25 protein-coding genes are annotated in these 23,041 nt (G+C 65.0%); 15 read left to right on the top strand and 10 right to left on the bottom strand.

Annotated features, from left to right (window positions below; all coding sequences use genetic code 11):
- Nucleotide 1: 1 nt before the first annotated feature.
- Nucleotides 2-1,414, bottom strand: coding sequence for a TAXI family TRAP transporter solute-binding subunit (locus tag XI02_RS42755; RefSeq protein ID WP_244980903.1), 1,413 nt, complete (start codon nucleotides 1,412-1,414; stop codon nucleotides 2-4).
- Nucleotides 1,415-1,839: 425 nt separating this feature from the next.
- Between XI02_RS42755 and XI02_RS42750 the strand changes: the two genes are divergently transcribed.
- Together XI02_RS42750 and XI02_RS42745 are read left to right on the top strand one after the other, a co-directional pair.
- On the top strand, nucleotides 1,840-2,193 hold the full coding sequence (locus XI02_RS42750; RefSeq protein WP_081334744.1) for a DUF3307 domain-containing protein: 354 nt from the start codon (nucleotides 1,840-1,842) through the stop codon (nucleotides 2,191-2,193).
- A gap of 171 nt (nucleotides 2,194-2,364) precedes the next feature.
- Nucleotides 2,365-2,766, top strand: coding sequence for a hypothetical protein (locus XI02_RS42745; protein WP_069280372.1), 402 nt, complete (start codon nucleotides 2,365-2,367; stop codon nucleotides 2,764-2,766).
- A 7-nt stretch (nucleotides 2,767-2,773) separates the two neighbouring features.
- On the opposite strand, the gene XI02_RS42740 is transcribed toward XI02_RS42745, so the two are convergent.
- Nucleotides 2,774-3,109 carry a YkgJ family cysteine cluster protein gene (locus tag XI02_RS42740; protein WP_069280371.1) on the bottom strand — a complete coding sequence of 112 codons (336 nt, stop codon included), beginning with the start codon at nucleotides 3,107-3,109 and terminating at the stop codon, nucleotides 2,774-2,776.
- Nucleotides 3,109-3,807, bottom strand: a complete 699-nt coding sequence (locus XI02_RS42735) for a YafY family protein (protein WP_016847472.1) — start codon at nucleotides 3,805-3,807, stop codon at nucleotides 3,109-3,111. Before XI02_RS42735 ends, XI02_RS42740 begins: the two co-directional genes overlap by 1 nt.
- Nucleotides 3,808-4,026: 219 nt before the next feature.
- Here XI02_RS42735 and XI02_RS42730 point away from each other — a divergent pair, with 219 nt between their 5' ends.
- Both XI02_RS42730 and XI02_RS42725 read left to right on the top strand, forming a co-directional pair.
- The gene (locus XI02_RS42730; protein WP_172646503.1) at nucleotides 4,027-4,260 is read left to right on the top strand and encodes a hypothetical protein; all 234 of its coding nucleotides are present in this window, start codon (nucleotides 4,027-4,029) and stop codon (nucleotides 4,258-4,260) included.
- A gap of 64 nt (nucleotides 4,261-4,324) precedes the next feature.
- Nucleotides 4,325-5,056: a glutathione S-transferase family protein gene (locus tag XI02_RS42725; RefSeq protein ID WP_016847474.1), complete on the top strand. Its 732-nt coding sequence runs from the start codon at nucleotides 4,325-4,327 to the stop codon at nucleotides 5,054-5,056.
- Here XI02_RS42725 and XI02_RS42720 read toward each other — a convergent pair.
- Nucleotides 5,053-5,688: a pyridoxamine 5'-phosphate oxidase family protein gene (locus XI02_RS42720; RefSeq protein WP_172646504.1), complete on the bottom strand. Its 636-nt coding sequence runs from the start codon at nucleotides 5,686-5,688 to the stop codon at nucleotides 5,053-5,055. The genes XI02_RS42725 and XI02_RS42720 overlap by 4 nt on opposite strands.
- A gap of 120 nt (nucleotides 5,689-5,808) precedes the next feature.
- Here XI02_RS42720 and XI02_RS42715 point away from each other — a divergent pair, with 120 nt between their 5' ends.
- Nucleotides 5,809-6,702 (top strand): LysR family transcriptional regulator, encoded by an 894-nt coding sequence (locus XI02_RS42715; RefSeq protein WP_016847476.1) that lies wholly within the window; start codon nucleotides 5,809-5,811, stop codon nucleotides 6,700-6,702.
- Here the strand turns inward: XI02_RS42715 and XI02_RS42710 are convergent.
- Nucleotides 6,699-7,154 carry a PaaI family thioesterase gene (locus XI02_RS42710; protein WP_069280368.1) on the bottom strand — a complete coding sequence of 152 codons (456 nt, stop codon included), beginning with the start codon at nucleotides 7,152-7,154 and terminating at the stop codon, nucleotides 6,699-6,701. The two genes, XI02_RS42715 and XI02_RS42710, sit on opposite strands and share 4 nt — an antisense overlap.
- 353 nt (nucleotides 7,155-7,507) lie before the next feature.
- Nucleotides 7,508-8,677, bottom strand: a complete 1,170-nt coding sequence (gene pobA / locus XI02_RS42705; protein WP_069280367.1) for a 4-hydroxybenzoate 3-monooxygenase — start codon at nucleotides 8,675-8,677, stop codon at nucleotides 7,508-7,510.
- A 267-nt stretch (nucleotides 8,678-8,944) separates the two neighbouring features.
- Here pobA and XI02_RS42700 point away from each other — a divergent pair, with 267 nt between their 5' ends.
- The 9 genes from XI02_RS42700 (at nucleotide 8,945) to XI02_RS42660 (ending at nucleotide 17,958) form a co-directional block, all read left to right on the top strand.
- Nucleotides 8,945-9,967 (top strand): TRAP transporter substrate-binding protein, encoded by a 1,023-nt coding sequence (locus tag XI02_RS42700; RefSeq protein WP_172646505.1) that lies wholly within the window; start codon nucleotides 8,945-8,947, stop codon nucleotides 9,965-9,967.
- A 159-nt stretch (nucleotides 9,968-10,126) separates the two neighbouring features.
- On the top strand, nucleotides 10,127-10,693 hold the full coding sequence (locus XI02_RS42695) for a TRAP transporter small permease (protein ID WP_016847480.1): 567 nt from the start codon (nucleotides 10,127-10,129) through the stop codon (nucleotides 10,691-10,693).
- Nucleotides 10,694-10,699: 6 nt separating this feature from the next.
- On the top strand, nucleotides 10,700-12,016 hold the full coding sequence (locus XI02_RS42690) for a TRAP transporter large permease (protein WP_016847481.1): 1,317 nt from the start codon (nucleotides 10,700-10,702) through the stop codon (nucleotides 12,014-12,016).
- 4 nt (nucleotides 12,017-12,020) lie between these two features.
- Nucleotides 12,021-12,482 (top strand): DUF3237 domain-containing protein, encoded by a 462-nt coding sequence (locus tag XI02_RS42685; RefSeq protein ID WP_069280366.1) that lies wholly within the window; start codon nucleotides 12,021-12,023, stop codon nucleotides 12,480-12,482.
- A 255-nt stretch (nucleotides 12,483-12,737) separates the two neighbouring features.
- Entirely contained in the window at nucleotides 12,738-13,532 is a 795-nt protein-coding gene (locus XI02_RS42680; RefSeq protein WP_026191952.1) for a crotonase/enoyl-CoA hydratase family protein, read from the top strand.
- On the top strand, nucleotides 13,529-15,397 hold the full coding sequence (locus XI02_RS42675) for a feruloyl-CoA synthase (protein WP_172646506.1): 1,869 nt from the start codon (nucleotides 13,529-13,531) through the stop codon (nucleotides 15,395-15,397). The genes XI02_RS42680 and XI02_RS42675 overlap by 4 nt, the downstream gene beginning before the upstream one ends.
- A gap of 20 nt (nucleotides 15,398-15,417) precedes the next feature.
- On the top strand, nucleotides 15,418-16,179 hold the full coding sequence (locus XI02_RS42670; protein WP_172646507.1) for an SDR family NAD(P)-dependent oxidoreductase: 762 nt from the start codon (nucleotides 15,418-15,420) through the stop codon (nucleotides 16,177-16,179).
- Between the two features lie 62 nt (nucleotides 16,180-16,241).
- Complete coding sequence (locus XI02_RS42665; protein ID WP_172646508.1) at nucleotides 16,242-16,661, top strand: thioesterase family protein; 420 nt, start codon at nucleotides 16,242-16,244, stop codon at nucleotides 16,659-16,661.
- A gap of 145 nt (nucleotides 16,662-16,806) precedes the next feature.
- The gene (locus XI02_RS42660; protein WP_172646509.1) at nucleotides 16,807-17,958 is read left to right on the top strand and encodes an ABC transporter substrate-binding protein; all 1,152 of its coding nucleotides are present in this window, start codon (nucleotides 16,807-16,809) and stop codon (nucleotides 17,956-17,958) included.
- A gap of 127 nt (nucleotides 17,959-18,085) precedes the next feature.
- On the opposite strand, the gene XI02_RS42655 is transcribed toward XI02_RS42660, so the two are convergent.
- From XI02_RS42655 to XI02_RS42640, 4 genes are all read right to left on the bottom strand, one after another.
- Nucleotides 18,086-18,481, bottom strand: a complete 396-nt coding sequence (locus XI02_RS42655) for an endonuclease domain-containing protein (RefSeq protein WP_069280363.1) — start codon at nucleotides 18,479-18,481, stop codon at nucleotides 18,086-18,088.
- 259 nt (nucleotides 18,482-18,740) lie between these two features.
- Entirely contained in the window at nucleotides 18,741-19,472 is a 732-nt protein-coding gene (locus XI02_RS42650; RefSeq protein ID WP_172646510.1) for an ABC transporter ATP-binding protein, read from the bottom strand.
- Nucleotides 19,469-21,238, bottom strand: a complete 1,770-nt coding sequence (locus XI02_RS42645) for an ATP-binding cassette domain-containing protein (protein WP_172646511.1) — start codon at nucleotides 21,236-21,238, stop codon at nucleotides 19,469-19,471. The genes XI02_RS42650 and XI02_RS42645 overlap by 4 nt, the downstream gene beginning before the upstream one ends.
- A 5-nt stretch (nucleotides 21,239-21,243) precedes the next feature.
- The gene (locus tag XI02_RS42640; protein ID WP_016840939.1) at nucleotides 21,244-22,284 is read right to left on the bottom strand and encodes a branched-chain amino acid ABC transporter permease; all 1,041 of its coding nucleotides are present in this window, start codon (nucleotides 22,282-22,284) and stop codon (nucleotides 21,244-21,246) included.
- Nucleotides 22,285-22,464: 180 nt separating this feature from the next.
- On the opposite strand from XI02_RS42640, the gene XI02_RS42635 reads away from it, so the two are divergent.
- Nucleotides 22,465-22,983 (top strand): MarR family winged helix-turn-helix transcriptional regulator, encoded by a 519-nt coding sequence (locus XI02_RS42635; protein ID WP_016840940.1) that lies wholly within the window; start codon nucleotides 22,465-22,467, stop codon nucleotides 22,981-22,983.
- The last annotated feature ends 58 nt before the right edge of the window (nucleotides 22,984-23,041 follow it).

Raw genomic sequence — 23,041 nt, 5'->3', positions numbered from 1 at the left:
TTCACCCGTTCGCCGCCTTCACCACCACGAGGTTCTCGTCCGGCGTCGCCGGGTGACGCTTGAGGTGGTCGCGGCGCAGTGCGATCTCGTCGCGGACCAATTCGTAGCCGAGCTTGAACGTGTCCATTCCGTCGCCGGAAACGGTGCCGTCGCGCAGGCCGATCACCGCGCCGCGCAGGATCGCCTCGAGCTCGTCCTGCAATTCGTCGAGATGCTCCGCGCAAGTGGCGTGCTCGACGCGCTCGCCGATGTCGAGGATCCTGCCCGCCAGCTCGCTGGCCTTCTCCGGTGCGACGCGGGTGATCTTGGTGTAGATCGCGGCGAAGATCGAGCCGATGATGCTGAGCGCGGCGGCACCGAGATACATCAGGTCGCTGTAGCGATCCATGAACGACTTGGTATCGTCGTTGATGTATTCGGCCGCGCCCTGATGGGCGACGATGAAGGCGTCCTTGTCGGTCGCCGCCGGCTCGATCTTGGAGGCGAAGCCGTCGTCGAGCGCGAGTTCCGCCTTGTTCTCATAGATGATGCGCGCGAGCTCGGCGGCTGTCGTCGTGGACATCGAGGATTGCGCGACCAGCAGCCATTCCAGCCCGATGGTATCGACCTCGTCATCGGGGATCGCCGGCGAGGACGACAGCATGCCGGTCGAGACCGTCTCCTCCGAAATCGCCGGGTATTTGCGCGCCAGCGCCTTGGCCGCGTCGATCGCATTCAGCGTGAAGCCGCCGGCGCGCTTGGCATATTGCTCGTAGGTCTTGTCCTTCACGATCTTCGAGGCATGCTCGATCGCGATCACGGCGGCAAAGCCGGAGGCGAACAGCTTGTCGAAAGGTGTGTTCGGCGGCGCCTGCTGCACCCGCTGCGCCGCATCGGGGCTGTCGGCAATCTCGAGCGCGCTGCGGACGAAATTGACGCTGTTCTCGCCGTCGCCGACGACCGCGATCCGCTTCTTCTTGAGCTCGCTCAGCGATTTGATCTTCTTGCCGCCGGGGCTGAGCACCAGCACCACGTCATGCTCGAGGATCGCGATGGTGCGGGCACGCGGCGGCACCCTTGCGTCGGTGCGCAGGATGGCAAGCGAGGCGTTGCGGCGATCGAATTGCGCCAGCGCCTTGGCGTTGTCGGGGTTCGGCGCGATCTTCAGCCGCAGCCGCGACGAATTGCTCTTCAGCACGGTGGCGAGCTTGGCGGCGAATTTCGCCTCCGGGCCGCTGGCATCGCCGACCGCGAACACCAGCGTTTCGGAATTGCGCAGCCAGAGCCGGCCGCCGATCACGGTGACCGCGCTCAGGAGCAGCGTCAGCAGGGTGAAGACGATGATCTGCGCGCGGTTGGTCTTGGCGACCGGTTTGGCGACCGGAGGGCGCGGCCGCGGCGGCATCGGCGCAGGCGAGGGGGCTTCGGCACTCATGACTGATCACCCGGCTGATCACCCGTCCGGGACGGCCCGTTGCCGCAACCCGATCGGCGCGGCGCTGCCCGGTGAATCCGTAAATGACTATAAAAGAAAGAAAATTTCCTATGTTGCCGACGATATACCTCCCCGGGGGGAATGCAAACCGGCCGCCGGCCGTAACCTTAATCTCGGCCGACCTGCGCCGCGATGCCACATGACCATTGCCACTATCGACGCCCGGACCGAGATGTGATTTTCGACGAGGCGCAGGTGCATTCCGGCGCCGGAGATGTCATAAATGAGACACGCTTCGGTTTGCGGAATTGCGCTGACGGCCTGACCCGGATTTCTTGCAATCACATTCATCGAAGTAAAAGGGCGTCAGCTTGTTGTTTCCCTCCATGTCATCGTCGGTGTCGGTTGGTGCCCTGGTGGGATGGATGTTGCTTCTCACCGCGAAGCACATCATCGCCGACTTCATGCTGCAGAACGCCTGGATGGCGATCGGCAAGGACCAGAAGACCGGGTGGGCACTGCCGCTGCTGGCGCACTGCCTGGTCCATCTAGCGGTCGCGCTGGCGCTGATCCTGGTGGTGGCGCCGCGGTTCTGGTACGTCGCCTTCATTGACTTCGTGATCCACATCATCGTCGATCGCGCCAAGGGATACTGCGCCTCGCATTTCGGCGTGACGCTGGAGTCCGGCCATCCCTGGTTCTGGACCCTGATCGGGGTCGACCAGGCGCTGCACCACCTCACCGGCTTCGCGCTGTCGATCTACATGGCCGCGAACTGAGCGGTTCGCGCGCATCTTTCCTCACATCCTGGACCAGGAATCCAGCCGGGCCGCGGCGGGCGGATGTGATTCGCGCGCAACGGGCAAGACCCTCCGGAAGCGACCGGAGGCCGTGGTTAACCTTTCGTTAGAGGATTACGCGGCATCTTCCCGATCGAGGGGGATTTGCAAATGTTTTCAAGCCGCGACGCCTTCGAGAACGATGCCTGCCCGGTTGCCGACGACCTGCTCGGCCAGATGTATCGCGCCAATCCGAACGGGCTCTCGTTGCTGGTTGCCAATGTCGCGCCCGACGTCAGGGCGCAGCTCGCGCTGTTCTGCTATCGCCGCAGCCATCTGCACGCACTCGCGGTCGCGATCGCGTCGAGCTGCAGCGAGTGGGAGCTGGTGAATTCCGGTGGTCGTGTCGGCTCGACGCTCTACGCGCTGTCGCGCGAGCCGGTCCGCGCCGCGACCGTTTCGCATGGCGGCCGCAAGCCGATCACGCTGTCGACCAAGCCGCTGTCGACCTTCGCGCCTGTTGTCGATGACGAGCTCGACGACGAGGACGTCAGCGAGACGGTCTCGGCGTAACGTCTGGTTAGATCGGCTGCACGCTCGGGATGAGCGGCAGCCCGTGCCGGCGCCGCGCCATCGCGCATTCCGCGTCGCCCGGCTGGCAGGTCCGGCACACCTCCGGCCGCACCGCATAGACCTCGCAGCGCGTTGCTTCTCCGACCCGGCCCGACAGCGCCGAGCAGCGGTCGCCTTCGCAGCGCATGCCTGATTGCCGCGCGTTGACGAATTGCGCCGGGATCAGATCGAGCTGCGCGTCGTCCTCGATGGTGAAGCGCGGCCAGTTCTCCGAATAGCTGCAGCAGGCGCCGCAGGACTGGCAGGGGCTTGCGTCGGCTGCGTCGGTCGCGTTGTCGGCCATCAGGTGTCCCTCGGCGCTTCCCAGACCAGGCTGCGCCGCCAGCGCGCCCTGAGCAGGTCGCGCCGCTCCGGATATTTCTCGTCGTGATAGACCGCCGTGACCACGCGGTCGGTGCGGAAGCTGCGGAAATCCCTGCGCAGCTCGCACCAGGCGGCGAGCAGCCGCACCGCCTCGTGATAGCCGACCGCGATCGGCCAGATCGTGCGCTCGCTATCGCGGCCATGCTCGTCGCGATAGTTCAGCGTGATCTTCTTGCCTTCATGGATCTGGCTGCGGGTCCTGACCATGTCGATGCGGTCGGGCTCCCGGTTCCAGGCCGAGCGGGCCCGGCTTGCCGGCTCCAGCACGAACGGCCGCAGCCGGTCGGGCACGGTCTCGGCGATCTTGGCCATCAGGTCCTCGGCCGCGCGCGCCAGCGCCGGATCGGCGTGGCCGACCACCCATTGCGCGCCGAGCACGCAGGCCTCGATCTCGTCGGGTGTCAGCATCAAGGGCGGCAGGTCGAATCCCTTCTCCAGGATGTAGCCCATGCCGGCCTCGCCGCGGATCGGTACCCGCTGTTCGATCAGGCTGGCGATGTCGCGATAGATCGTCCGCTTCGATGTCTCGAGCTCGGCGGCGATGGCATCGGCGGTCAAAGGCTTACGGGTGCGTCGGAGCACCTGGATGATCTGAAACAGCCGGTCGGCGCGTCTCATGGCAACTCTCTCGATCGCTCTCTTGGCACGTGTCTTGTCGAGTGTCTTGTCAGCTCTCTTGGCAGCTCGCTTGGCAGCTGTCTTGACGAGTGTCTTGACGGGGCTCGTGGTCTCTCGGTGCGCAGACTTTTCTCGGTCCCGTCCGGCTGCTGCTGACAGCATGTTGGCAGCAGGTGGGGGCTATATCAGGACAACACCTCAAGTGAAGGGAATTTGTCCATGACGAATCTTGACGAACTCGGTTTCCGGCAGGCGCAAGGCTTTGCGCTGGAACAGCTGGTCACGGTCTACTCCACCTCCGGCGACCTGCGCTGGGCCCTGATCGCGCTGATCGCGCAGTCGATCAGCACGGTTTGGTCCTACGGGCGGGCACGGCTGGTCAAGCGCGTTCGCGAGGCGGTTCGCGGCCTCGCACCCGTCGGCCCGTTCGACAGTGAATGCCACTACTGCTGACACCATGCTGGCAGCAGGGGACGGCTAGCTTCAATTCACGACCACAGGCGATCGGGAGCTTCATATGATTACGCTTTTTGGCTTTGGCACGGGCTTCGGCTTGCCGGAAATCAGCCCCTTCGTGACCAAAACCGAGGTCCAGCTCAAGATGGCCGGGCTCGACTATCGCAAGGAGAAGGCGATGCCGCCGGCCTCTCCCAAGGGGCAGCTGCCGTTCATCGCCGACGACGGCGAGACGATCGCCGATTCGACCTTCATCCGCGCCCATATCGAGGGCAAATACGGCTTCGATTTCGACGCGCCGCTCAGCCTGCAGGCGCGCGCCCAGGCCTGGGCCTTCGAGCGCATGATCGAGCATCACGTCTACTGGGCGCTGGTCGGCGCGCGCTGGGTCGACGACACCAATTTCGCCAAGGGGCCCGCGCATTTCTTCGACGGCGCGCCCGACCATATGCGCGACAAGCTGCGCGAGGACGCCCAGTTCCGCGTTGCCGAGAACTACCTGCTGAGCGGGCTCGGCCGTCACGGCCCGGACGAAGACGTCGATCTCGCGATCCGCTCGCTGTTCGCACTGTCGGTGCAGCTCGGCGACAAGCCGTATCTGATGGGCGATGCGCCGTGCGGCACCGATGCCACCGCGTTCGGCGCGCTGGCGGGAATCCTCACCCCGTTCTTCGATTCGCCGCTGCGCGAGCGCACCGAGAAGTTCGACAATCTCGCCGCCTATGTCGGCCGGATGATGCGGCAATATTATCCGGAATTCAGCTGGGCGCCGCTGCAGCAGCAGGCGGCCTAAGCCGGCGCCACAGCAGCGGGCTGGCCCTTCAATGCGGCGAGCTCCGCCTCGAGCTCGGCGATGCGCTGGTCGCGCGAGGCCAGCGCTGCCGCCACATCGGCCGCGTCGAACTTCTGCGGAATATGCTGCGGGCAGTTGGTGTCCCACGCCGCGACCTTGAACAGGATCACCTGCTCCGGCCGCGCCCGGTAGCCCTGCGGCATCAGCGCGCGCGTCAGCGCCGGATCGTCCTCCACCACCTTCGCCTCGCCCCACAGCTTGACGCGGCGACGGTGCGCATAATCCATCACGAAGATATACGCCTTGGCGTTCTCCGACAGATTGCCCTGCGTGATGAACTGGCGGTTGCCGCTGTAATCGGCGAACGCGATGGTGTGCTTGTCGAGCACCTTGAGAAAGCCCTTCGGCCCGCCGCGATGCTGGATGTAGGGCTGGCCGTCGGCCGAGGCGGTCGCGAGATAGAAGCTGTTCACCTCGCCGAGGAAGCCGGCGAGGTTCTCGTCGATCTCGCTGCGCCAGCCGCCATGTGCCTCGACCTCGGCGTAGGTGGCGCGCGAACCCTTGCGAGTCTGGATCGCCTTCACCGCCGGACTGAATGCGACGTCGCTCGCATAGCTGTGACCATCTGACATCGGAGCCTCCCGTCACGGGCGCCTTAAGCGGTTGTCCTCGCCGTCTAAAATGGGCATTCCCAGATCGTAAGCAATCTTGTGCATTGACACTTCACTGTTGCCGATTATGCAATAGTGCTCATGGACCGGATCGACGCCATGCAGGCATTCGTCGCGGTGGCGGACCTTGAGGGTTTTGCCCCCGCCGCCCGCAAGCTCGGCCTGTCGCCGTCCGCCATCACGCGGCTGATTGCGGCGCTGGAGGAGCGGCTCGGCGCGCGGCTGCTGCAGCGGACCACGCGGCAGGTGACGCTGACCGACGCCGGCTCGCGCTATCTGGAGCGGGCGCGCCGGATCCTCGCCGACGTCGAGGAAGCCGAGGACGCGGTGGAGAGCGAGCGCACCCGCCCCGAGGGGCGCCTCGTGATCTCGGCGCCGTTCGGCTTCGGGCGGCTGCATGTCAGTCCGGTCGTGAGCGCCTATTTGAAGCGCTATCCCGATGTCGGCGTCGACCTGCGGCTGTCGGATCGACGAATCAATCTGGTCGAGGACGGCGTCGACCTCGCGGTCCGGATCGGGCACCTGCCGGATTCGACGCTGGTGGCGCGGCATGTCGGCCGGATGCGCCGCATCGTGGTGGCGTCGGCCGGCTATCTCAAGCTTCGCGGCCGGCCGAAGCGGCCGGCAGACCTCACCGCCCATGACACGATCCAGTTCGGCGCCATGACCGCGACGCCAGATTGGCGCTTCATGGAAGATGGCCGCGAAATCCGCATTACCCCTACGCCGCGCTTCACCAGCAACAGTTCGGATGCCGCCATCCAGTATGCCGAGCAGGACGGCGGACTGACGCGGGTGATGGCCTATCAGGCCGCCGAATCGCTGAAGGCGCGGCGGCTCCAAATCGTGCTCGCCGAGTTCGAGCAGCCGGCGGTGCCGATCCACGTCGTCTATCCGACGACGCGGCTATTGTCGGCCAAGGTGCGGACCTTCATCGATCTTGTGACCGAGATCACCGACTGGTATTTCGACTAGCTCACCGGCGGCTTCTTCGGCACCACGCGGAAGGTGCCGTTGGCGCGCGCGATCGTCACCCCGTCGGCCTTGATCAGGCTCTGCGCGAAGCAGATCGTGCTGCCGGTCTTGATCACGTCGCTCTCGATCGCGAGCCATTGTCCGACATTGGCGGAGCCGACGAAATCGACCGCCAGCGAGATCGTGACGAACGAGGTGGTCCAGCCGGTCGCCTGGCCGCAGCTATAGCCCATCGCGTTGTCGGCAAGCGCGGCGATCAGGCCGCCATGGATCAGGCCGCGGCCGTTGGTGTGCGGCCTCGCCAGCCGCAGGCCGATGATGACGGCCTGCTCGGTCTTCTTCTGGTAAAGCGGCTCCCAGGGCTCGGTGAGCGGGCTCTTGCGGAACAGCGGCTCGAAGCCTTGAGGGACGTCCTGGGGATTATCGGGGACGACTTGCGTATCGGTGCTCATCTGAAAGCTCGCATATGGCGTTGGGTTGACGCCATTGAACGCGATGTCGATGACGGTTTCACCGCCTACAAAGTTTTAAACGGGATTTGCGTGAATGTTTGAATGTAGCGCGGGCCTGTCGCCACATCTCCCGCTGTCATCGCACGGCTTGCCGCCTTCGCTAAAGCTTCGGCGCGCCAAGGATCCGGAGCCTCGTCGAAGCCTTGGCGTAGACGGGACCGGGCGATCCAGTATTCCAGAGACCGCACCGCATGAATCGAGAAGCTGCGGCGTACTGGATACCCCGCATGCGCGGGGTATGACGACGGACATTGCGAAGAGGATGCTGCTCTACAAAAGCATTCGCGACTTATCTAGAACGGCAGCCCCACATAATTCTCCGACAGCGAGGTCGAGGCCGCCTTCGAGCTGACGAGATAGTCGAGCTCGGCGATCTGGATGCGCGCGGCGAATTCGCCCTCGTCGGGGAATTTGTGCAGCATCGAGGTCATCCACCAGGAGAAGCGCACCGCCTTCCAGACCCGCGCCAGTGCTTTCGCCGAATAGCCATCGAGGCCGGCGGAGGATTTCTCGTGGTAATATTCGCGCAGCGCCTGCGACAGATAATGCACGTCGCTGGCGGCAAGGTTGAGGCCCTTGGCGCCGGTCGGCGGCACGATGTGCGAGGCGTCGCCGGCCAGGAACATGCGGCCGAACCGCATCGGTTCGGCGACGAAGCTGCGCAGCGGCGCGATGCTCTTTTCGATCGAGGGGCCGGTGACGATCTCGTCGGCGGCCTTCTGGTCGAGCCGCCGCTTCAATTCGTCCCAGAACCGCTCGTCCGACCATTGGTCGACATGATCGTCGAGCGGGCATTGCACGTAATAGCGGCTGCGGTGCGACGAGCGCATCGTGCACAGCGCAAAGCCGCGCTCATGGTTGTTGTAGATCAGCTCCGGCGAGACCGGCGGCGTCTCCGAGAGGATGCCGAGCCAGCCGAACGGATACACCCGCTCGTAGCTGGTGATCGCCGAAGCCGGCACGCTGGCGCGGCTGATGCCGTGGAAGCCGTCGCAGCCGGCGATGAAATCGCAGGCGATTTCGCGGGTGACGCCGTCCTTGACGTAGCTGACGCGCGGATGTTCGGTGTCGAAATCAAGCGGCTTGACGTCGGCGGCCGAGTAGATCGAGGTCAGGCCGGCAGCCTTGCGGGCATTCATCAGGTCGAGCGTGACTTCGGTCTGGCCGTAGATGGTCACGGTCTTGCCGGTCGAGCCATGCAGGTCGATGCGGTGCCGTGCGCCGCCGAACGCCAGCTCGAGACCGTGATGGACCAGGCCCTCCTGGTGCAGCCGGGCCGCGGCGCCGACGCTCTCGAGCAGCGACACGGTGCCTTCCTCGAGCAGCCCGGCGCGAATCCGCCCCAGCACATAGTCCGGGGTCTGTCGCTCAAGAATGATGTTGTCTACGCCGAAAGTATGAAGTAGTTGCCCAAGCAACAGTCCGGCCGGACCTGCGCCAATGATTGCTACTTTTGTCCGCAATACCTTGTCCTCCCGATCGAATAGGCTTTTGGCCGGTGCCCCGCGCCGTCAACTTGCCAAGGCAACTATATCATATAACGGTTTTGGCAAGGCGGATTTGCGCGGGACGCGCGTTCACCGCAGCGCAAGATGCGGCGGGGCGGGACCGGCGGAGGGTGCGACGAGGCGTCCGCCCGGCGGATTCTGTCTTGAATATCCGCGCGAATTAGATAACATGTTAAGTAATGAGACCGGGCACCAAGCCCGCCCTGGAGAGGAGGAGACGTGATGAGGAAAACAGTGTTGGCGGTGTTGATGGCCGCCGCCATCGTACCGGCCGCAGGACCTGCTGTCGCGCAGGACAAGACCGTCAATCTCAAAGTGTCGCTCTGGGTGCCGCCGGCGCATCCGCTGGTGCCGGCGACCCAGGCCTGGGCCGCCGACATCGAGAAGGCATCGGGCGGCACCATCAAGGTCACCGTGTTTCCGTCCGAGCAGCTCGGCAAGGCGTTCGACCATTACGACATGGCGCGCGACGGCATCGCCGACGTCACCTATGTCAATCCCGGCTATCAGCCCGGCCGTTTCCCGATCGCGGCCGCCGGCCAGCTTCCGTTCACCTTTTCCGACGGCAAGAAGGGCACGCTGGCGCTGAACGAGTGGTACCACAAATATGCGCCGACCGAGATGAAGGACACCAAGCTGTGCTTCGCCTTCATCCACGATCCGGGCGCGTTGCATGGCAAGAAGAAGATCGTGCTGCCGAGCGACTTCTCCGGCGTCAAGGTGCGGCCCGCGCAGAGCACCATCGGCGAAATGGTGAAGATGTTCGGCGGCACCAATGTGCAGGCCTCCGCGCCGGAATCGCGCGACGCGATCGAGCGCGGCGTGGCCGACGAGATCACCTTCCCCTGGGGCTCGATCTTCCTGTTCGGCATCGACAAGGTGGTGAAGTACCACATGGACGTGCCGCTCTATTCGACGGTGTTCACCTACAACATGAACCTCGCCAAATATAATTCGATGTCGGACGCCCAGAAGAAGGTGATCGACAGCCATTGCACGCCCGAATGGGCATCGAAGGTCACCGATCCCTGGACCGATTTCGAAGCCAATGGCCGCACCAAGATGAAGGCGCTGGAAGGCCACGAGGTCTACCCGCTGACATCGGATCAGCTCGCCGAGTGGAAGAAGGCGGTCAAGCCGCTGCGCGACAGCTGGGCCGAGGCGGTGAAGAAGGCCGGCGGCGATGCGGCAAAGATCGACGCCGATCTGCAGGCCACGCTGAAGAAGTACGAGGCGGGGATCTAGACGAGCCGCCGAGGCAAATGAGGTCGTCATGCCCGGGCTAAAGCGCGAAGCGCGTCTTCGCGCAGATGACCCGGGCATCCACGCCTTACTTCTCAACGGAAACGAAGACGTGGATGGCCGGGACGAGCCCGGCCATGACGCGGGGTGGGATCTCGAACCATGGCTGCCAATTCCGAAGTTTCCCCAGACGGCGCGATCACCGGCCCACCCGAGCCGGCGCGCAAGAATTTCATGGATCGCTTCATCGATTCGATCGAATGGGTCGCGGCCTTCTTCGTCGGCGTCGTGGCGCTCAACACCTTCACCGCGGTGTTCATGCGAAAATTCTTCGCGGTGACGATCCCCGACTATTACAATTTCGGCCAGTTCCTGCTCGGCATCCTGATCTTCTGGGGCATCGCGGCGACCAGCTATCGCGGCACCCACATCACCGTGGATCTGGTCTGGGCCAACGCCTCGCCACGCTACCAGCGCTGGATCGACATCTTTGCGACGCTGGTGCTGCTGTTCGTGGTGAGCGTGCAGACCTACACGCTGGTCGACAAGGTGATCGACACCAGGAACAGCCATATCGTCACCATGGATCTCGGCGTTCCGGTCTGGCCGTTCTTCCTGGTGTCGTGGATCGGCGATGTCTCCGCGGTGCTGCTGATCGCGATCCGCACCTACCGCCTGATCTTCCATCCGGAAGATATCCATGATGCCAAGATCAAGACCGCGGAGTAGACGGCCATGAGTCTCGACCTCAGTCCCGAGACCGTCGCCGTCATCGGCTTTGTCAGCCTGTTCGTGCTGATGCTGCTCCGTGTCCCCGTCGGCATGGCGATGGGCCTCGTCGGCATCACCGGCTTCGGCTATCTCACCGGCTTCGCACCGGCGCTCAAGCTGGTCGGCCAGACCACGATGCGCACGGTGACGGATTATTCCTTCGGCGTGATCCCGATGTTCTTGTTGATGGGCGCCTTCGTGTCCGTCTCGGGCATCAGCCGCGAGCTGTTCCGCGCCGCCAACACCTTCGTCGGCCACTGGAAAGGCGGGCTCGGCATCGCGACGATCGCCGCCTGCGGCGGCTTTGCCGCGATCTCGGGCTCGTCGGTCGCGACCGCCGCGACCTTCTCCGCCGTCGCCTATCCCGAGATGCGCCGCTTCGGCTATCCGCAGTCATTCGCCGCCGGCGTGATCGCGGTCGGCGGCACGCTCGGGGCGATGCTGCCGCCGTCCACCGTGCTCGCGGTCTACGGCATCATCACCCAGCAGGACATCGGCAAGCTGTTCATCGCGGGCGTGGTGCCGGGCCTGCTCGCGATCGTGATGCACATGATCACGATCGGCATCATCGGCGTGACGCGGCCCGGCTTCCTGCCGGCGGGAAAGAAGGCGTCGTGGCATGAGCGCTTCGTTGCGCTGCGCGACGTCTGGTCGCCGCTGCTGCTGTTCCTGTTCGTGATCGGCGGGCTCTATGGCGGCTTCTTTGTCCCGACCGAAGCCGGCGCGGTCGGCGCGGTGGGCGCCTTCATCATCGGTATCCTCCGTGGCAAGCTGACCAGGGAAGGCATCCTGCAATCGCTGCTGCAGGCGACGCGCACCGCGGCCGCCGTGTTCACGGTGCTGATCGGCGCGCTCTGCTTCGGCTATTTTCTCACCATCACCCAGACGCCGCAGCACGTCACCGAGTTCCTCACCGGGCTCGGCATCGGCCCCTATGGCGTTCTGGCGCTGATCCTCCTGATGTATCTGGTGCTCGGCTGCCTGATGGACGCGATGGCGATGGTGATCCTCACCGTGCCGATCGTGTTTCCGGTGGTGACCGCGCTCGGCTTCGATCCGATCTGGTTCGGCATCATCATCGTCATGACGGTCGAACTCGGCCTGATCCATCCGCCGGTCGGCATGAACGTGTTCGTGATCAAGAGCGTCATCAAGGACGTCAACATGTCGACGATCTTTGTCGGCGTGCTGCCGTTCGTCATCACCGATCTGATCCGGCTGGTGATCCTGATCCTGTTCCCGCTGCTTGCGACCTGGCTGCCGCAGCGCATGATTGGTTAGGCTTATGAATCCCGAGCTCGAGACCCGATACGTCTTCACCATCACTGCCCGGATCGCCGGGGTGACCTCCGCCGGCGACATCGGCAGCGGCGTCCGCCGCATCATTCCGATCATCGGCGGCGAGGTGAGGGGCGAGAAGGTCAACGGCAAGGTGCTGGCGTTCGGCGCCGACTTCCAGATCATCCGGCCCGATGAGCTGATCGAGCTGGAGGCGAAATATGCGTTCGAGACCGACGACGGCGCCGTCGTCTATGTCGAGAACAAGGGCATCCGCTTCGGGCCGGTCGAGTTGTTGCAGAAGCTGAAGCGCGGCGAGCCGGTCGACCCGAAGCTGATCTATTTCCGCACCGTGCCGAAATTCGAAACCGGCGCCGAAAACTACCGCTGGCTGATGCAGCACATCTTCGTCGGCTCCGCCGCCCGCTACGCCGACCGCGTCGTGATCGACGTGCATCAGGTGCTGTAGGGGCTCCCATTCTCCCCTGGAGGGGGAGGATCGGTTCGCATGAAGCGGAGCGCAATGCGAACCGAGGTGGGGTGACAGTCTTTCCATTCAAGCGCTGCCCGTGTTGAGAGATCACCCCACCCCGTCTCACATTCCGCTACGCTTCATGTGAGCCGACCCTCCCCCTCCAGGGCAGGGTCAAGCCGTCACGCGTGTATTGACTCCTGCGATGATAGTTATAAAACATAACTATTCTGAACAGGAAGCAATAACGCCATGGGAAACGCTGCCGGCGGGGGAGACGCCTCGCTGCTCAGGATCGAGACGCGGGGGGCGGTGCTGACGGTCGGGCTGAACCGTCCCGCCAAGCGCAATGCGCTGAACGACGGCATCATCCTGGCGCTGCGGGATTGCTTCTCCGCGATACCGGATGCGGTCGGCGCCGTCGTCATCCATGGTATCGGCGATCACTTCTCGTCCGGCCTCGACCTCTCCGAACTGACCGAGCGCGACGCCACCGAGGGCCTGGTGCATTCCCAGATGTGGCACCGCGTGTTCGACCGCATCCAGTATTGCCGCGTGCCGGTCATCGCCGCGCTGAAGGGCGCGGTGATCGGCGGCGGGCTGGAGCTGGCCTGCGCCGCGCATATCCGGGTTGCCGAGCCGTCGGCCTATTTCGCGCTGCCCGAGGGCCAGCGCGGCATCTTCGTCGGCGGCGGCGGATCGGTGCGGCTGCCGCGCCTGATCGGCGTGCCCAGGATGGCGGACATGATGCTGACCGGCCGGGTCTATTCGGCGACCGAGGGCGCCGCCTACGGCTTCTCGCAATACCTCACCGAGGCAGACGGCGCGCTGTCGAAAGCGCTGGAGCTTGCCGAGCGCGTCGCCGCCAACGCGCCGCTGACCAACTTCGCCGTGTTGCAGGCGTTGCCGATGATCGCCGAGGCCAATCCGCAGACCGGCCTCTTGATGGAATCGCTGATGGCGACCGTGGCGCAGAGCGACAAGGAAGCCAAGAAACGCATCCGTGCGTTTCTTGATCGCAAGACCGCCAAGGTGAAGCCGACATGAGCGCCGCGCCGTCTGCAACCGCCAGCACCGCGCATCCGCTGCGCCCGATCTCGTTCGGCAATCCCGACGTCAGCGTCGAGCGCCGCGCCGACGGCACGATCTATCTCCGTCCGAAGCTCAGCCTCGCGGATTTTCCGGTTCGCCTCACCGATCGCCTGCACCACTGGGCGAAGGCCGAGCCGAACCGCGTGTTCATGGCCGAACGTACAGCCGGTGGCTGGCGGCAGATCACCTACGCGCAATTGCTCGAGACGGCGCGGCGCATCGCCTCCGCGTTGATCGCGCGCGGATTGTCGGCCGAGCGGCCGATCGTGATCCTGTCGGGCAATTCGATCGATCACGCGCTGATGGCGCTCGGCGCGCTCTATGCCGGCGTTCCGTTCTGCCCGGTGTCGCCGGCCTATTCGCTGGTGTCGCGCGACTACGGCAAGCTCAGCTTCGTCATCAAGCTTCTGACGCCAGGCCTCATCTTCGTCGACGATGCCGACAAATTCGCCGACGCGCTGCGTGCCAATGTCGGACCCGATGTCGAGATCGCCGCGAGCCGCGGCACCGTGCCCGGCCGTGACGTGACGCGCCTCGCCGGCCTCATGGCGACGCCGGAAGACCCGCGCCTCGATGCGACCCATGCGGCAATCGGTCCGGACACGATCGCGAAATTCCTGCTGACGTCGGGGTCGACCGGCAATCCCAAGGCCGTCATCAACACCCAGCGCATGATCTGCGCCAACCAGGTGATGCTGCGCGAGACGCTGGCGTTCCTCAAGGACGAGCCGCCGGTCATCGTCGACTGGTTGCCGTGGAATCACACCTTCGGCGGCAATCACAATGTCGGGCTGACGCTCTATAACGGCGGCTCGATGTATCTCGACGAGGGCAAGCCGATGCCCGGCGGCATCGAGGAGACCGTGAGAAACCTGCGTGAGATTTCGCCGACGGTCTATTTCAACGTGCCCAAGGGCTATGAATCGCTGCTGCCCTATCTGCGCGACGATGCCGGTCTGCGGGCAAAATTCTTCGACCGGCTGCATGCGATGTTCTTCTCGGGCGCCGCGCTGTCGCCGTTCATCTGGAATAGCCTCGATGCGCTCGCCGTGCAGGAGAAGGGCTATCGTGTGCCTGTCCTGACCGGCCTCGGCGCCACCGAGACCTCGCCGTTCTTCATGTCGGTGCGCCCCGATACCAGCCGCTCCGGCCATGTCGGGCTTCCGGTGTCCGGCAATGATGCGAAGCTCGTTCCGAACAACGGCAAGCTCGAGGTCCGCGCCAGGGGCCCGAACGTGACGCCGGGCTACTGGCGGCAGCCCGAGCTGACCGCCAAGGCGTTCGACGAGGAAGGGTTTTACAAGTTCGGCGACGCGCTGAAGCCCGCCGACGCTGGCGATCTCGATGCCGGTTTCGATTTCGACGGTCGCATCGCCGAGGATTTCAAGCTGGCGAGCGGCACCTGGGTCAGCGTCGGCCCGTTGCGGGCGCGCTTCGTCGGCACCTGCGCGCCGCTGGTGCGCGACGTCGTGATCGCGGGGCTCAACCGCGACGAGCTTGCAGCAATCGTGATCCTCGATCTCGATGGCTGCCGCCTGATCAATCCGGCGCTCGCCGGCAATGATATTGCGGCCGCGGCCAATGATCCGCTGGTGCGAGCGGCTTTCCGCGAGCGCTTCGCGCGTGTCTTGGCCGGCGCCACCGGCTCGTCGAACCGGATCGCGCGCGCGCTCCTGCTCGACACGCCACTGTCGATCGATCGCGGCGAGGTCACCGACAAGGGTTCGATCAACCAGCGCGCCGTGCTGGAGCATCGCACGGACATCATCGAAGCGCTCTATGCGCCGGTGCCGCCGGCATCGGTGATTACACTCGTCTAGTTCTCGAACAGGAGAAAGCCATGCAGTTGAAGGACCAGGCCGCCATCGTCACCGGAGGCGCATCGGGATTGGGCGCTGCGACCGCGCGCCGTCTCGCCGCGCAGGGCGCCAGGGTCGCGGTCTGCGACCTCAACGCCAAGCTCGCCGAAAGCGTCGCGGTCGAGATCGGCGGCATTCCGGTGGTCTGCGACGTCGCCGATGCGGCGGCCGCCGAGGCCGCGGTGGCGGCCGCCGCCAAGGCGCACGGCCCGGCGCGCGTGCTGGTCAACTGTGCCGGCATCGGGGTGGCAAAACGCGTGATCGGCCGCGAGGGGCCGATGGCGCTCGCCGACTTCGACAAGGTGATCAAGGTCAATCTGATCGGCTCGTTCAACATGCTGCGGCTTGCGACCGCTGACATGGCCAAGCTCGAGCCGCTCGCAACCGGCGAGCGCGGCGTCGTGATCTCGACGGCGTCGGTTGCGGCCTATGACGGCCAGATCGGGCAGGCGGCCTATTCGGCATCGAAGGGCGGCATCGTCGCGATGACGCTGCCGATCGCGCGGGAGCTCGCGCAATTCGGCATCCGCGTGCTGACCATCGCGCCCGGCCTGTTCATGACGCCCTTGCTGGCCGGCCTGCCGCAGGAAGCGCAGGATTCGCTCGCTGCCGCGATCCCGTTCCCGCGCCGGCTCGGCCAGGCCGACGAGTTCGCCTCGCTGGCGCTGCACATGATCGACAATCCCTATCTGAACGGCGAAGTGGTGCGGCTCGATGCCGCGCTCCGGATGGCGCCGCGCTGAAGCATGATCCGGAAGAGCATGAACGCCCTTCTGGATCGCTCATGCTCGATCGAGGGTAAACCATGTTCGTCAATCGGCGCGACGTGCAGATCCAGTGGGGCGATTGCGACCCCGCCAACATCGTCTACTACCCACGCTACTTCGCGATGTTCGACGACTCGACCTCGATCATGTTCGAAGCCGCCGGCTATTCGAAGCAGGACCTCGTCCACAAATACGGCCTGGTCGGCATTCCCATGGTCGACACGCGGGCGAAATTCCACATCCCGTCGACCCATGGCGACTGGATTGGCATCGAGAGCCGGGTCGAGAGCATCAAGCGCTCGAGCTTCGAGGTGGTGCATCGCGTCTTCAAGGGCGAGGCGTTGGCGATCGAGGCGTTCGAGACCAGGGTGCTGGTCGGCCGCCACCCGGACGATCCCGCCAGGCTGAAATCGGCGCCGTTTCCGCAGGAGATCATTGACCGCTTCATGAAGGGCTGACTCGCACCCCTCATGACACGACTTTCGGAGCATGATCCTCTCGGAAAACCGGTTTCCACTTTTCCGGATCATGCTCTAAAGAAGGGGCTGAATTGGCCCGCAAGACCGTTTTAAACCCAAAAAACTTAACTGCAGGGAGGAATGAATGAGGAAGGCCACTCTCGCCGCCGCGGCGCTCGCAGCAGCCATCGCGCTGCCGGGCGCGCCCGCACAGGCGCAGACCAATGAAATCACCATCGGCATCACGATCTCGACCACGGGGCCCGCCGCGGCGCTCGGCATTCCCGAGCGCAACGCGCTCGATTTCGTGCCGAAGGAGATCGGCGGGGTGCCGCTGAAGCTGATCGTGCTCGACGACGGCGGCGACCCGACGGCTGCGACCACCAATACCCGGCGCTTCGTCACGGAGTCCAAGGCCGACATCATCATGGGCTCCTGCATCACGCCGACGACGATCGCGGTGTCGACGGTCGCCAACGAGGCCGGCATCCCGCATCTCGGCCTCGCGCCGTTCCCGATCAACGACGCCCGCGCAAAGTGGTCGGTCGACCTGCCGCAGTCGATTCCGATCATGGGCAAGGTGCTCTACGAGCACATGAAGGCGCACAACATCAAGACCGTCGGCTATATCGGCTATTCGGATTCCTACGGCGACCTCTGGGTCAATGACTTCAAGGCGCAGGCCGTGCCGATGGGCTTGACCATGACCGATGAGGAGCGCTTCGCGCGTCCGGATACGTCGGTCGCGGGACAGGTGCTGAAGCTCGTCGCCGCCAATCCGGACGCCATCCTGGTCGGCGCATCCGGCACCGCCGCGGCGCTGCCGCAGACGTCGCTGCGCGAGCGCGGCTACAAGGGCCTGATCTACCAGACCCACGGTGCCGCCACCATGGACTTCATCCGCATTGCGGGCGCGTCGGCGGAAGGCGTCATCATGTCGGCCGGTCCGATCATGTCGCCGGAAACCCAGCCCGACAGCGCGCTGACCAAGAAGCCCGGTCTTGCGCTGAACGCGGCCTATGAAGCCAAATACGGCGCCAACAGCCGCAGCCAGTTCGCCGGCCATTCCTACGACGCCTTCGAGGTGCTGAAGCGCATCATCCCGACCGCGCTGAAGACCGCCAAGCCCGGCACGCCGGAATTCCGCGAGGCTATCCGCCAGGCGTTCGTCTCCGAGAAGGAGATCGTCGCGAGCCAGGGCGTCTACAACTGGACGGAGAAGGATCGCTACGGCCTCGACGACCGCTCGCGCATCCTGCTGACGGTCAAGGGCGGCAAATACGTCCCGGCGATGTGAGCCGGTCTGAATCAATGAGGTGAGAAAGCCGGCCTCGATAACGGGCCGGCTTTTTTCTTACCCTCCCCTGGAGGGGGAGGGTCGCTTCGCATCGCGTCAGCGATGCGAAGCGGGGTGGGGTGACGCTCTATCGTCGTCGGTGGTGCTTCAGTGGCACGGCTACCGCTTCGCGCGCACCGTAGATCTCGACATAGATCCGCTCCAGCACGGCGTTGAGGTCAGCCGTGATCTCCGAATTCCAGAACCGGATGACGCGGTAGCCTTCTTTCTCGAGCCAATGCTGCCGTTCGCGATCGTGTTTCGCGGTCTCGTCTTCGTTGTGGTGTCCGCCGTCGAGCTCGACGACGAGTCGTTTGGCCGGGCAGAAGAAATCGACGACGTAAGGGCCAATCGGTGCCTGTCTTCGAAAATGCGTTCCGTCCGTTGGCAGCTCTCTCAGCGCGCGCCACAGTATTCGTTCATGCGGTGTGGTATTCGCTCGCAGCTTCTTCGCAGTTGCTCTTCGGATCGATGTTGAGACCATTTGTTTGGCTTCACCCCACCCCGATTGCACCCACGATGCTGCGCATCGCGCGCGCAATCGACCCTCCCCCTCCAGGGGAGGGTAAAGTGGAACGCAATCTTCGCGCGAATGCAAGTCGATGGACGGCTCTTACCCTCCCCTGGAGGGGGAGGGTCGCTTTGCATCGCAAATAGCGATGCGAAGCGGGGTGGGGTGACGGTCTATCCGCGTCGATAGTACCTCAATCACCACTGGCAACCGACGCACAACAAGGGCAAATCTAGATCGCGCTCTCGCCTTCGTGCTGGAAGCCGAGATAGCTCGCGGCGACGCCCTTGTTGGCGGCGATCTCCGTCGCGGGGCCAGCGAGCACGAACTCGCCGAGCTCCATGACATAGGCGCGGTCGGCGATCTGCAATGCGGCCTGGGCGTTCTGCTCGACCAGCAGCACCGAGACGCCGGCGGCGCGGAGCTCGCCGACAATGCGGAAGATGTCGGCGACGATGATCGGGGCAAGGCCGAGGCTCGGCTCGTCCAGCATCAGGAGCTTCGGCGCGCCCATCAGCGCGCGGCCCATCGCCAGCATCTGCTGCTCGCCGCCGGACAGAGTGCCGGCAAGTTGCTTGCGCCGCTCCTTGAGCCGCGGGAACAGCGTGTAGACCCGCTCCAGCGAGGCCGCCGCGACGGCCTTCGCGATCCGGAAGGCGCCGAGCTCGAGATTGTCCTCGACATCCATGGTGCTGAACAATTCGCGATGCTCGGGCACCAGGCTGAGGCCGGTCGCGACGCGATCCTCGATATCGAGCGGCGCCATGTCGACGCCCGCGAACGTCGTGCGGCCCTTCAGCGGCAGCACGCCCATGATGGCGTTGAGCAGTGTGGTCTTGCCGGCGCCGTTGGCACCGATGATGGTGACGATCTCGTTCGGGGCGACGTCGAGCGAAACGCTGCGCACCGCCTCGACCTTGCCGTAGGAGATGTGGACGTCGGTCACCGATAGCAGCGCAGTCATGCGGCGGCTCCGAGATAGGCCTTGATCACGTCGGGGTTGCGCTTGATCGCGGCCGGCGTGCCCTCGGCGATCTTGGTTCCGAAATCCAGCACCACGATGCGGTCGGCGAGATCCATCACGAACCCCATGTCGTGCTCGACCAGGAGCACCGACATGCCGCCGTCGCGCAATTGCCGGAGCAGCGCGGCCAGCCGCTGCTTCTCCATGTGGCGCAGGCCGGCGGCCGGCTCGTCGAGCAGCAGCAGCATCGGATCGACGCACAGCGCGCGGGCGATCTCGACGATGCGTTGCTGCCCGAGCGACAGCGAGCCCGCGAGCTGGTCGATCTGGTCGGACAGGCCGACGCGCGCGATCTGCCGCGCGGCCTCCGCCAGCAGCTTCGCCTCATCAGTGCGGTCGAGCCGCAGCATGCTGGAGATCGCGCCGGAATTGCCGCGCAGATGCGCCCCGATCGCGACATTTTCCAGCACGGTCATGTCGGGCACCAGCTTGACGTGCTGGAAAGTCCTGGAAACGCCGAGCTTGACGACCTCCTGCGGCGGGGCGTTCTCGACTTCCTTGCCGAGCACGGAGATCTTGCCGCTGGTTGCGGTCAGAACGCCGGTGATCAAATTGAAGGTGGTGCTCTTGCCGGCGCCGTTCGGGCCGATCAGCGCGACGATCTCGCGGGCGTTGACGTCGAACGAGACGTCGTTGACTGCGAGCACGCCGCCGAACTGCTTGCGCGCCTTGTCGATGTGCAGAAGGATCGGAGAGGTTCCTGGCGCCCGTTCGCGGTGCTCCAGCTTCACGGCCGTGTCCGGGGTCTTGCGGGCGGGCTTGAACGGCAGCCGCGACATCAGCCAGGGCCAGACGCCCTGCGGCGCGAGCTGCAGCAGCAGCACCAGCATGATGCCGAACACGATGGTCTCGAGCTGGCTCTGGCCGCCGAAGATGTAGGGCAGGTAGCTCTGCAGCACCTCCTTGAGGATCACGACGATGCCGGCGCCGAGCACGCCGCCCCAGACGTAGCCCGCGCCGCCGACCACGGCGATGAACAGATACTCGATGCCGGCCTGCGCGCCGAACGGCGTCGGGTTGGCGGCGCGCTGGAAATGCGCATAGAGCCAGCCGGACAGGCCGGCCAGCACCGCGGCATAGATGAACACCAACAGCTTGGCGCGGGGCGTCTGCACGCCGAACGCCTCGGCCGCGACATGACCGCGCCGCAAGGCGCGGATCGCGCGCCCGGTGCGGGAGTCCAGGAGGTTCATGGTCAGCAGAGCGGACAGCAGCACCGCGACCCAGATCGCGTAGTAGATCGCATCCGGGCTCAGCATCTTGAACGAGCCGATCGACAGCGGCGGAATGCCGGAGATGCCGTCGTTGCGGCCGAGGAATTCGAGCTTGCTGAACAGATAGAACAGCCCGATGCCCCAGGCGATGGTGCCGAGCGGCAGATAATGGCCGGATAGCCGCACCGTGACGATGCCGAGCAGCACGGCGGCGATGCCGCTGACCAGCAGCGAAGCCGGCAGCGTCAGCCAGGGCGAGACGCCATAGGCGGTGGTCAGCACCGCCGTGGTGTAGGCGCCGAAGCCGCAGAACGCGGCCTGGCCGAACGAGGTCAGGCCGCCGACGCCGGTGAGCAGCACGAGGCCCATCGCGACCAGCGCTGCGAGGCCGATATTGTCGAGCAGCACGATCCAGAACGGGGGGATGCCCGGGACAAGCGGAATCACCGCCATCACGAGCGCGAAGATGATGAGGGGAAGGCGCTGCGTCATCGCGCTCAATCCTTCTCTTCTTCGACCTCGGGCGCCGCGAGCGAGCGCAACACGAGCACGGGGAGGATCAGCGTGAACACGATGACTTCCTTGAAATTGCTGGCGTAGAACGATGAGAAGGCCTCGACGATGCCGACCACGATGGCGGCGACCGCGGTCAGGGGATAGCTGACCAGGCCGCCGATGATGGCGGCGATGAAGCCCTTCAGGCCGATCAGGAAGCCGGTGTCGTAATAGAGCGTGGTGATCGGCACGATCAGGATGCCGGAGATCGCGCCGATGACGGAGGCGAGCAGGAACGCGATCTGGCCGGACAGCGTGGTGCGGATGCCGACCAGGCGGGCGCCGAGGCGGTTGACCGCGGTGGCGCGCAGCGCCTTGCCGGTCTTGGTGTAGCCGAAGAACAGCCACAGGGCGACGATGAAGCCGATCGTCAGGCCGTAGACCGCAAGGCTCTGCCCGGTGAAGCGCAGCGGGCCTGCGGTCACCGCGGCATTCGACAGCGCAGGCGCGCGCAGGCCTTCGGCGCCGAAGAACACCAGGCCGAGGCCCTGCAGCGCCAGATGGCAGCCGACCGAGGCGATCAGCAACACCAGCACGGAGGTGTGCGCGATCGGCTGGAACGCGATGCGGTAGAGGAATAACCCGATCGCCGCCACGATCAGGAGCGCGAGCGCGATGTTGACGGCGACCGGCGTGCCGGGGCCGACCAGCGCGTAAACCAGACCGAGCAGCGCGACGGGAAAGGCGATGTTGAGCGCGACCGATCGGATCACCAGCCGCGCATGCAGCGCGTTGCGGGCGAAGAACAGGTCGAGGGCGAAGGCGACGAGGCCCATCGCGACGGCAAGCCGCGCCGTGCCGGGCACCTGGCCGGTCGCCAGCATGGCGTAGCTCAGCGCGCCGTAGGTGACGAATTCGCCCTGCGGGATCAGGATCACCCGCGTGACCGCGAACACCAGCACCAGGGCCAGCCCGAGCAGTGCGTAGATCGCGCCATTGGTGATGCCGTCCTGCAGCAGGAACAGCATGATCGTTGTGTTCAAGGCCGAGCGCTCCCCCTCAAGCGTCGGACCGTCGCAACCGGCTGTGCCGGTCAGGTCGGCCGATATCGGCTGTTGAAAGCTGCCGATATTTGATATAGTCCATAACAATTATCGGATATAATCTCAAGGTCCCCGCGCGTCGTGCGGGGATTCTTGTACCGGGATTGCGAGCCTGGAGCGATGACTGTTTCCAAGACCGCCACCGATGCCCTCCGTTCGTCGCGCGCCCTGCGCAGGGAACCGGCCGATCCTGCCGGGGACGATGGCATGCTGCAACTGGGCGAACTGTCCGGATTGCTCGGCTATTCGTTGAAGCGCGCGCAGCTCAGGGTATTCGAGGATTTCCTGCGTTGCGTCGCGCCGCTGCAGCTGACGCCGGCGCAGTTCTCGGTGCTGCTGCTGCTCGACAAGAATCCGGGCCGCAACCAGACCGAGATCGCCAACACGCTCGGCATCCTCAGGCCGAATTTCGTCGCGATGCTCGACGCGCTGGAGAGCCGCGACCTTTGCGCGCGGATGCGCTCCACCAACGACCGCCGGTCCCACATCCTGGTCCTGACCGACAAGGGCCGCGCCGTGCTGGCGCGCGCCAAGAAGCTGGTCGCCAACAAGCACGAGGCGCGGCTGATCGAGGTGCTCGGTCCGGCCAACCACGCCGCGCTGCTGGAGATGCTGGCGAAGCTCGCGCAGGAGTTTTGAGGGGGCGTGACGGCCCGTCCGCTCGCAATGACGCGTTGGGTTGATAGATATCCGGCAT

This window comes from Bradyrhizobium sp. CCBAU 21365, from assembly GCF_015291305.1.
GTDB lineage: Bacteria > Pseudomonadota > Alphaproteobacteria > Rhizobiales > Xanthobacteraceae > Bradyrhizobium > Bradyrhizobium elkanii.
Note: the sequence above shows the minus strand (reverse complement) of the source record. Positions and strands in the feature narration are given on the sequence as shown.

What these genes read in the sequence shown, in the direction of transcription:
- XI02_RS42755 (WP_244980903.1), bottom strand. Translation starts at nt 1,414, where the DNA reads ATGAGTGCCGAAGCCCCCTCGCCTGCGCCGATGCCGCCGCGGCCGCGC.
- XI02_RS42750 (WP_081334744.1), top strand. Translation starts at nt 1,840, where the DNA reads ATGTTGCTTCTCACCGCGAAGCACATCATCGCCGACTTCATGCTGCAG.
- XI02_RS42745 (WP_069280372.1), top strand. Translation starts at nt 2,365, where the DNA reads ATGTTTTCAAGCCGCGACGCCTTCGAGAACGATGCCTGCCCGGTTGCC.
- XI02_RS42740 (WP_069280371.1), bottom strand. Translation starts at nt 3,109, where the DNA reads ATGGCCGACAACGCGACCGACGCAGCCGACGCAAGCCCCTGCCAGTCC.
- XI02_RS42735 (WP_016847472.1), bottom strand. Translation starts at nt 3,807, where the DNA reads ATGAGACGCGCCGACCGGCTGTTTCAGATCATCCAGGTGCTCCGACGC.
- XI02_RS42730 (WP_172646503.1), top strand. Translation starts at nt 4,027, where the DNA reads ATGACGAATCTTGACGAACTCGGTTTCCGGCAGGCGCAAGGCTTTGCG.
- XI02_RS42725 (WP_016847474.1), top strand. Translation starts at nt 4,325, where the DNA reads ATGATTACGCTTTTTGGCTTTGGCACGGGCTTCGGCTTGCCGGAAATC.
- XI02_RS42720 (WP_172646504.1), bottom strand. Translation starts at nt 5,688, where the DNA reads ATGTCAGATGGTCACAGCTATGCGAGCGACGTCGCATTCAGTCCGGCG.
- XI02_RS42715 (WP_016847476.1), top strand. Translation starts at nt 5,809, where the DNA reads ATGGACCGGATCGACGCCATGCAGGCATTCGTCGCGGTGGCGGACCTT.
- XI02_RS42710 (WP_069280368.1), bottom strand. Translation starts at nt 7,154, where the DNA reads ATGAGCACCGATACGCAAGTCGTCCCCGATAATCCCCAGGACGTCCCT.
- XI02_RS42700 (WP_172646505.1), top strand. Translation starts at nt 8,945, where the DNA reads ATGAGGAAAACAGTGTTGGCGGTGTTGATGGCCGCCGCCATCGTACCG.
- XI02_RS42695 (WP_016847480.1), top strand. Translation starts at nt 10,127, where the DNA reads ATGGCTGCCAATTCCGAAGTTTCCCCAGACGGCGCGATCACCGGCCCA.
- XI02_RS42690 (WP_016847481.1), top strand. Translation starts at nt 10,700, where the DNA reads ATGAGTCTCGACCTCAGTCCCGAGACCGTCGCCGTCATCGGCTTTGTC.
- XI02_RS42685 (WP_069280366.1), top strand. Translation starts at nt 12,021, where the DNA reads ATGAATCCCGAGCTCGAGACCCGATACGTCTTCACCATCACTGCCCGG.
- XI02_RS42680 (WP_026191952.1), top strand. Translation starts at nt 12,738, where the DNA reads ATGGGAAACGCTGCCGGCGGGGGAGACGCCTCGCTGCTCAGGATCGAG.
- XI02_RS42675 (WP_172646506.1), top strand. Translation starts at nt 13,529, where the DNA reads ATGAGCGCCGCGCCGTCTGCAACCGCCAGCACCGCGCATCCGCTGCGC.
- XI02_RS42670 (WP_172646507.1), top strand. Translation starts at nt 15,418, where the DNA reads ATGCAGTTGAAGGACCAGGCCGCCATCGTCACCGGAGGCGCATCGGGA.
- XI02_RS42665 (WP_172646508.1), top strand. Translation starts at nt 16,242, where the DNA reads ATGTTCGTCAATCGGCGCGACGTGCAGATCCAGTGGGGCGATTGCGAC.
- XI02_RS42660 (WP_172646509.1), top strand. Translation starts at nt 16,807, where the DNA reads ATGAGGAAGGCCACTCTCGCCGCCGCGGCGCTCGCAGCAGCCATCGCG.
- XI02_RS42655 (WP_069280363.1), bottom strand. Translation starts at nt 18,481, where the DNA reads ATGGTCTCAACATCGATCCGAAGAGCAACTGCGAAGAAGCTGCGAGCG.
- XI02_RS42650 (WP_172646510.1), bottom strand. Translation starts at nt 19,472, where the DNA reads ATGACTGCGCTGCTATCGGTGACCGACGTCCACATCTCCTACGGCAAG.
- XI02_RS42645 (WP_172646511.1), bottom strand. Translation starts at nt 21,238, where the DNA reads ATGACGCAGCGCCTTCCCCTCATCATCTTCGCGCTCGTGATGGCGGTG.
- XI02_RS42635 (WP_016840940.1), top strand. Translation starts at nt 22,465, where the DNA reads ATGACTGTTTCCAAGACCGCCACCGATGCCCTCCGTTCGTCGCGCGCC.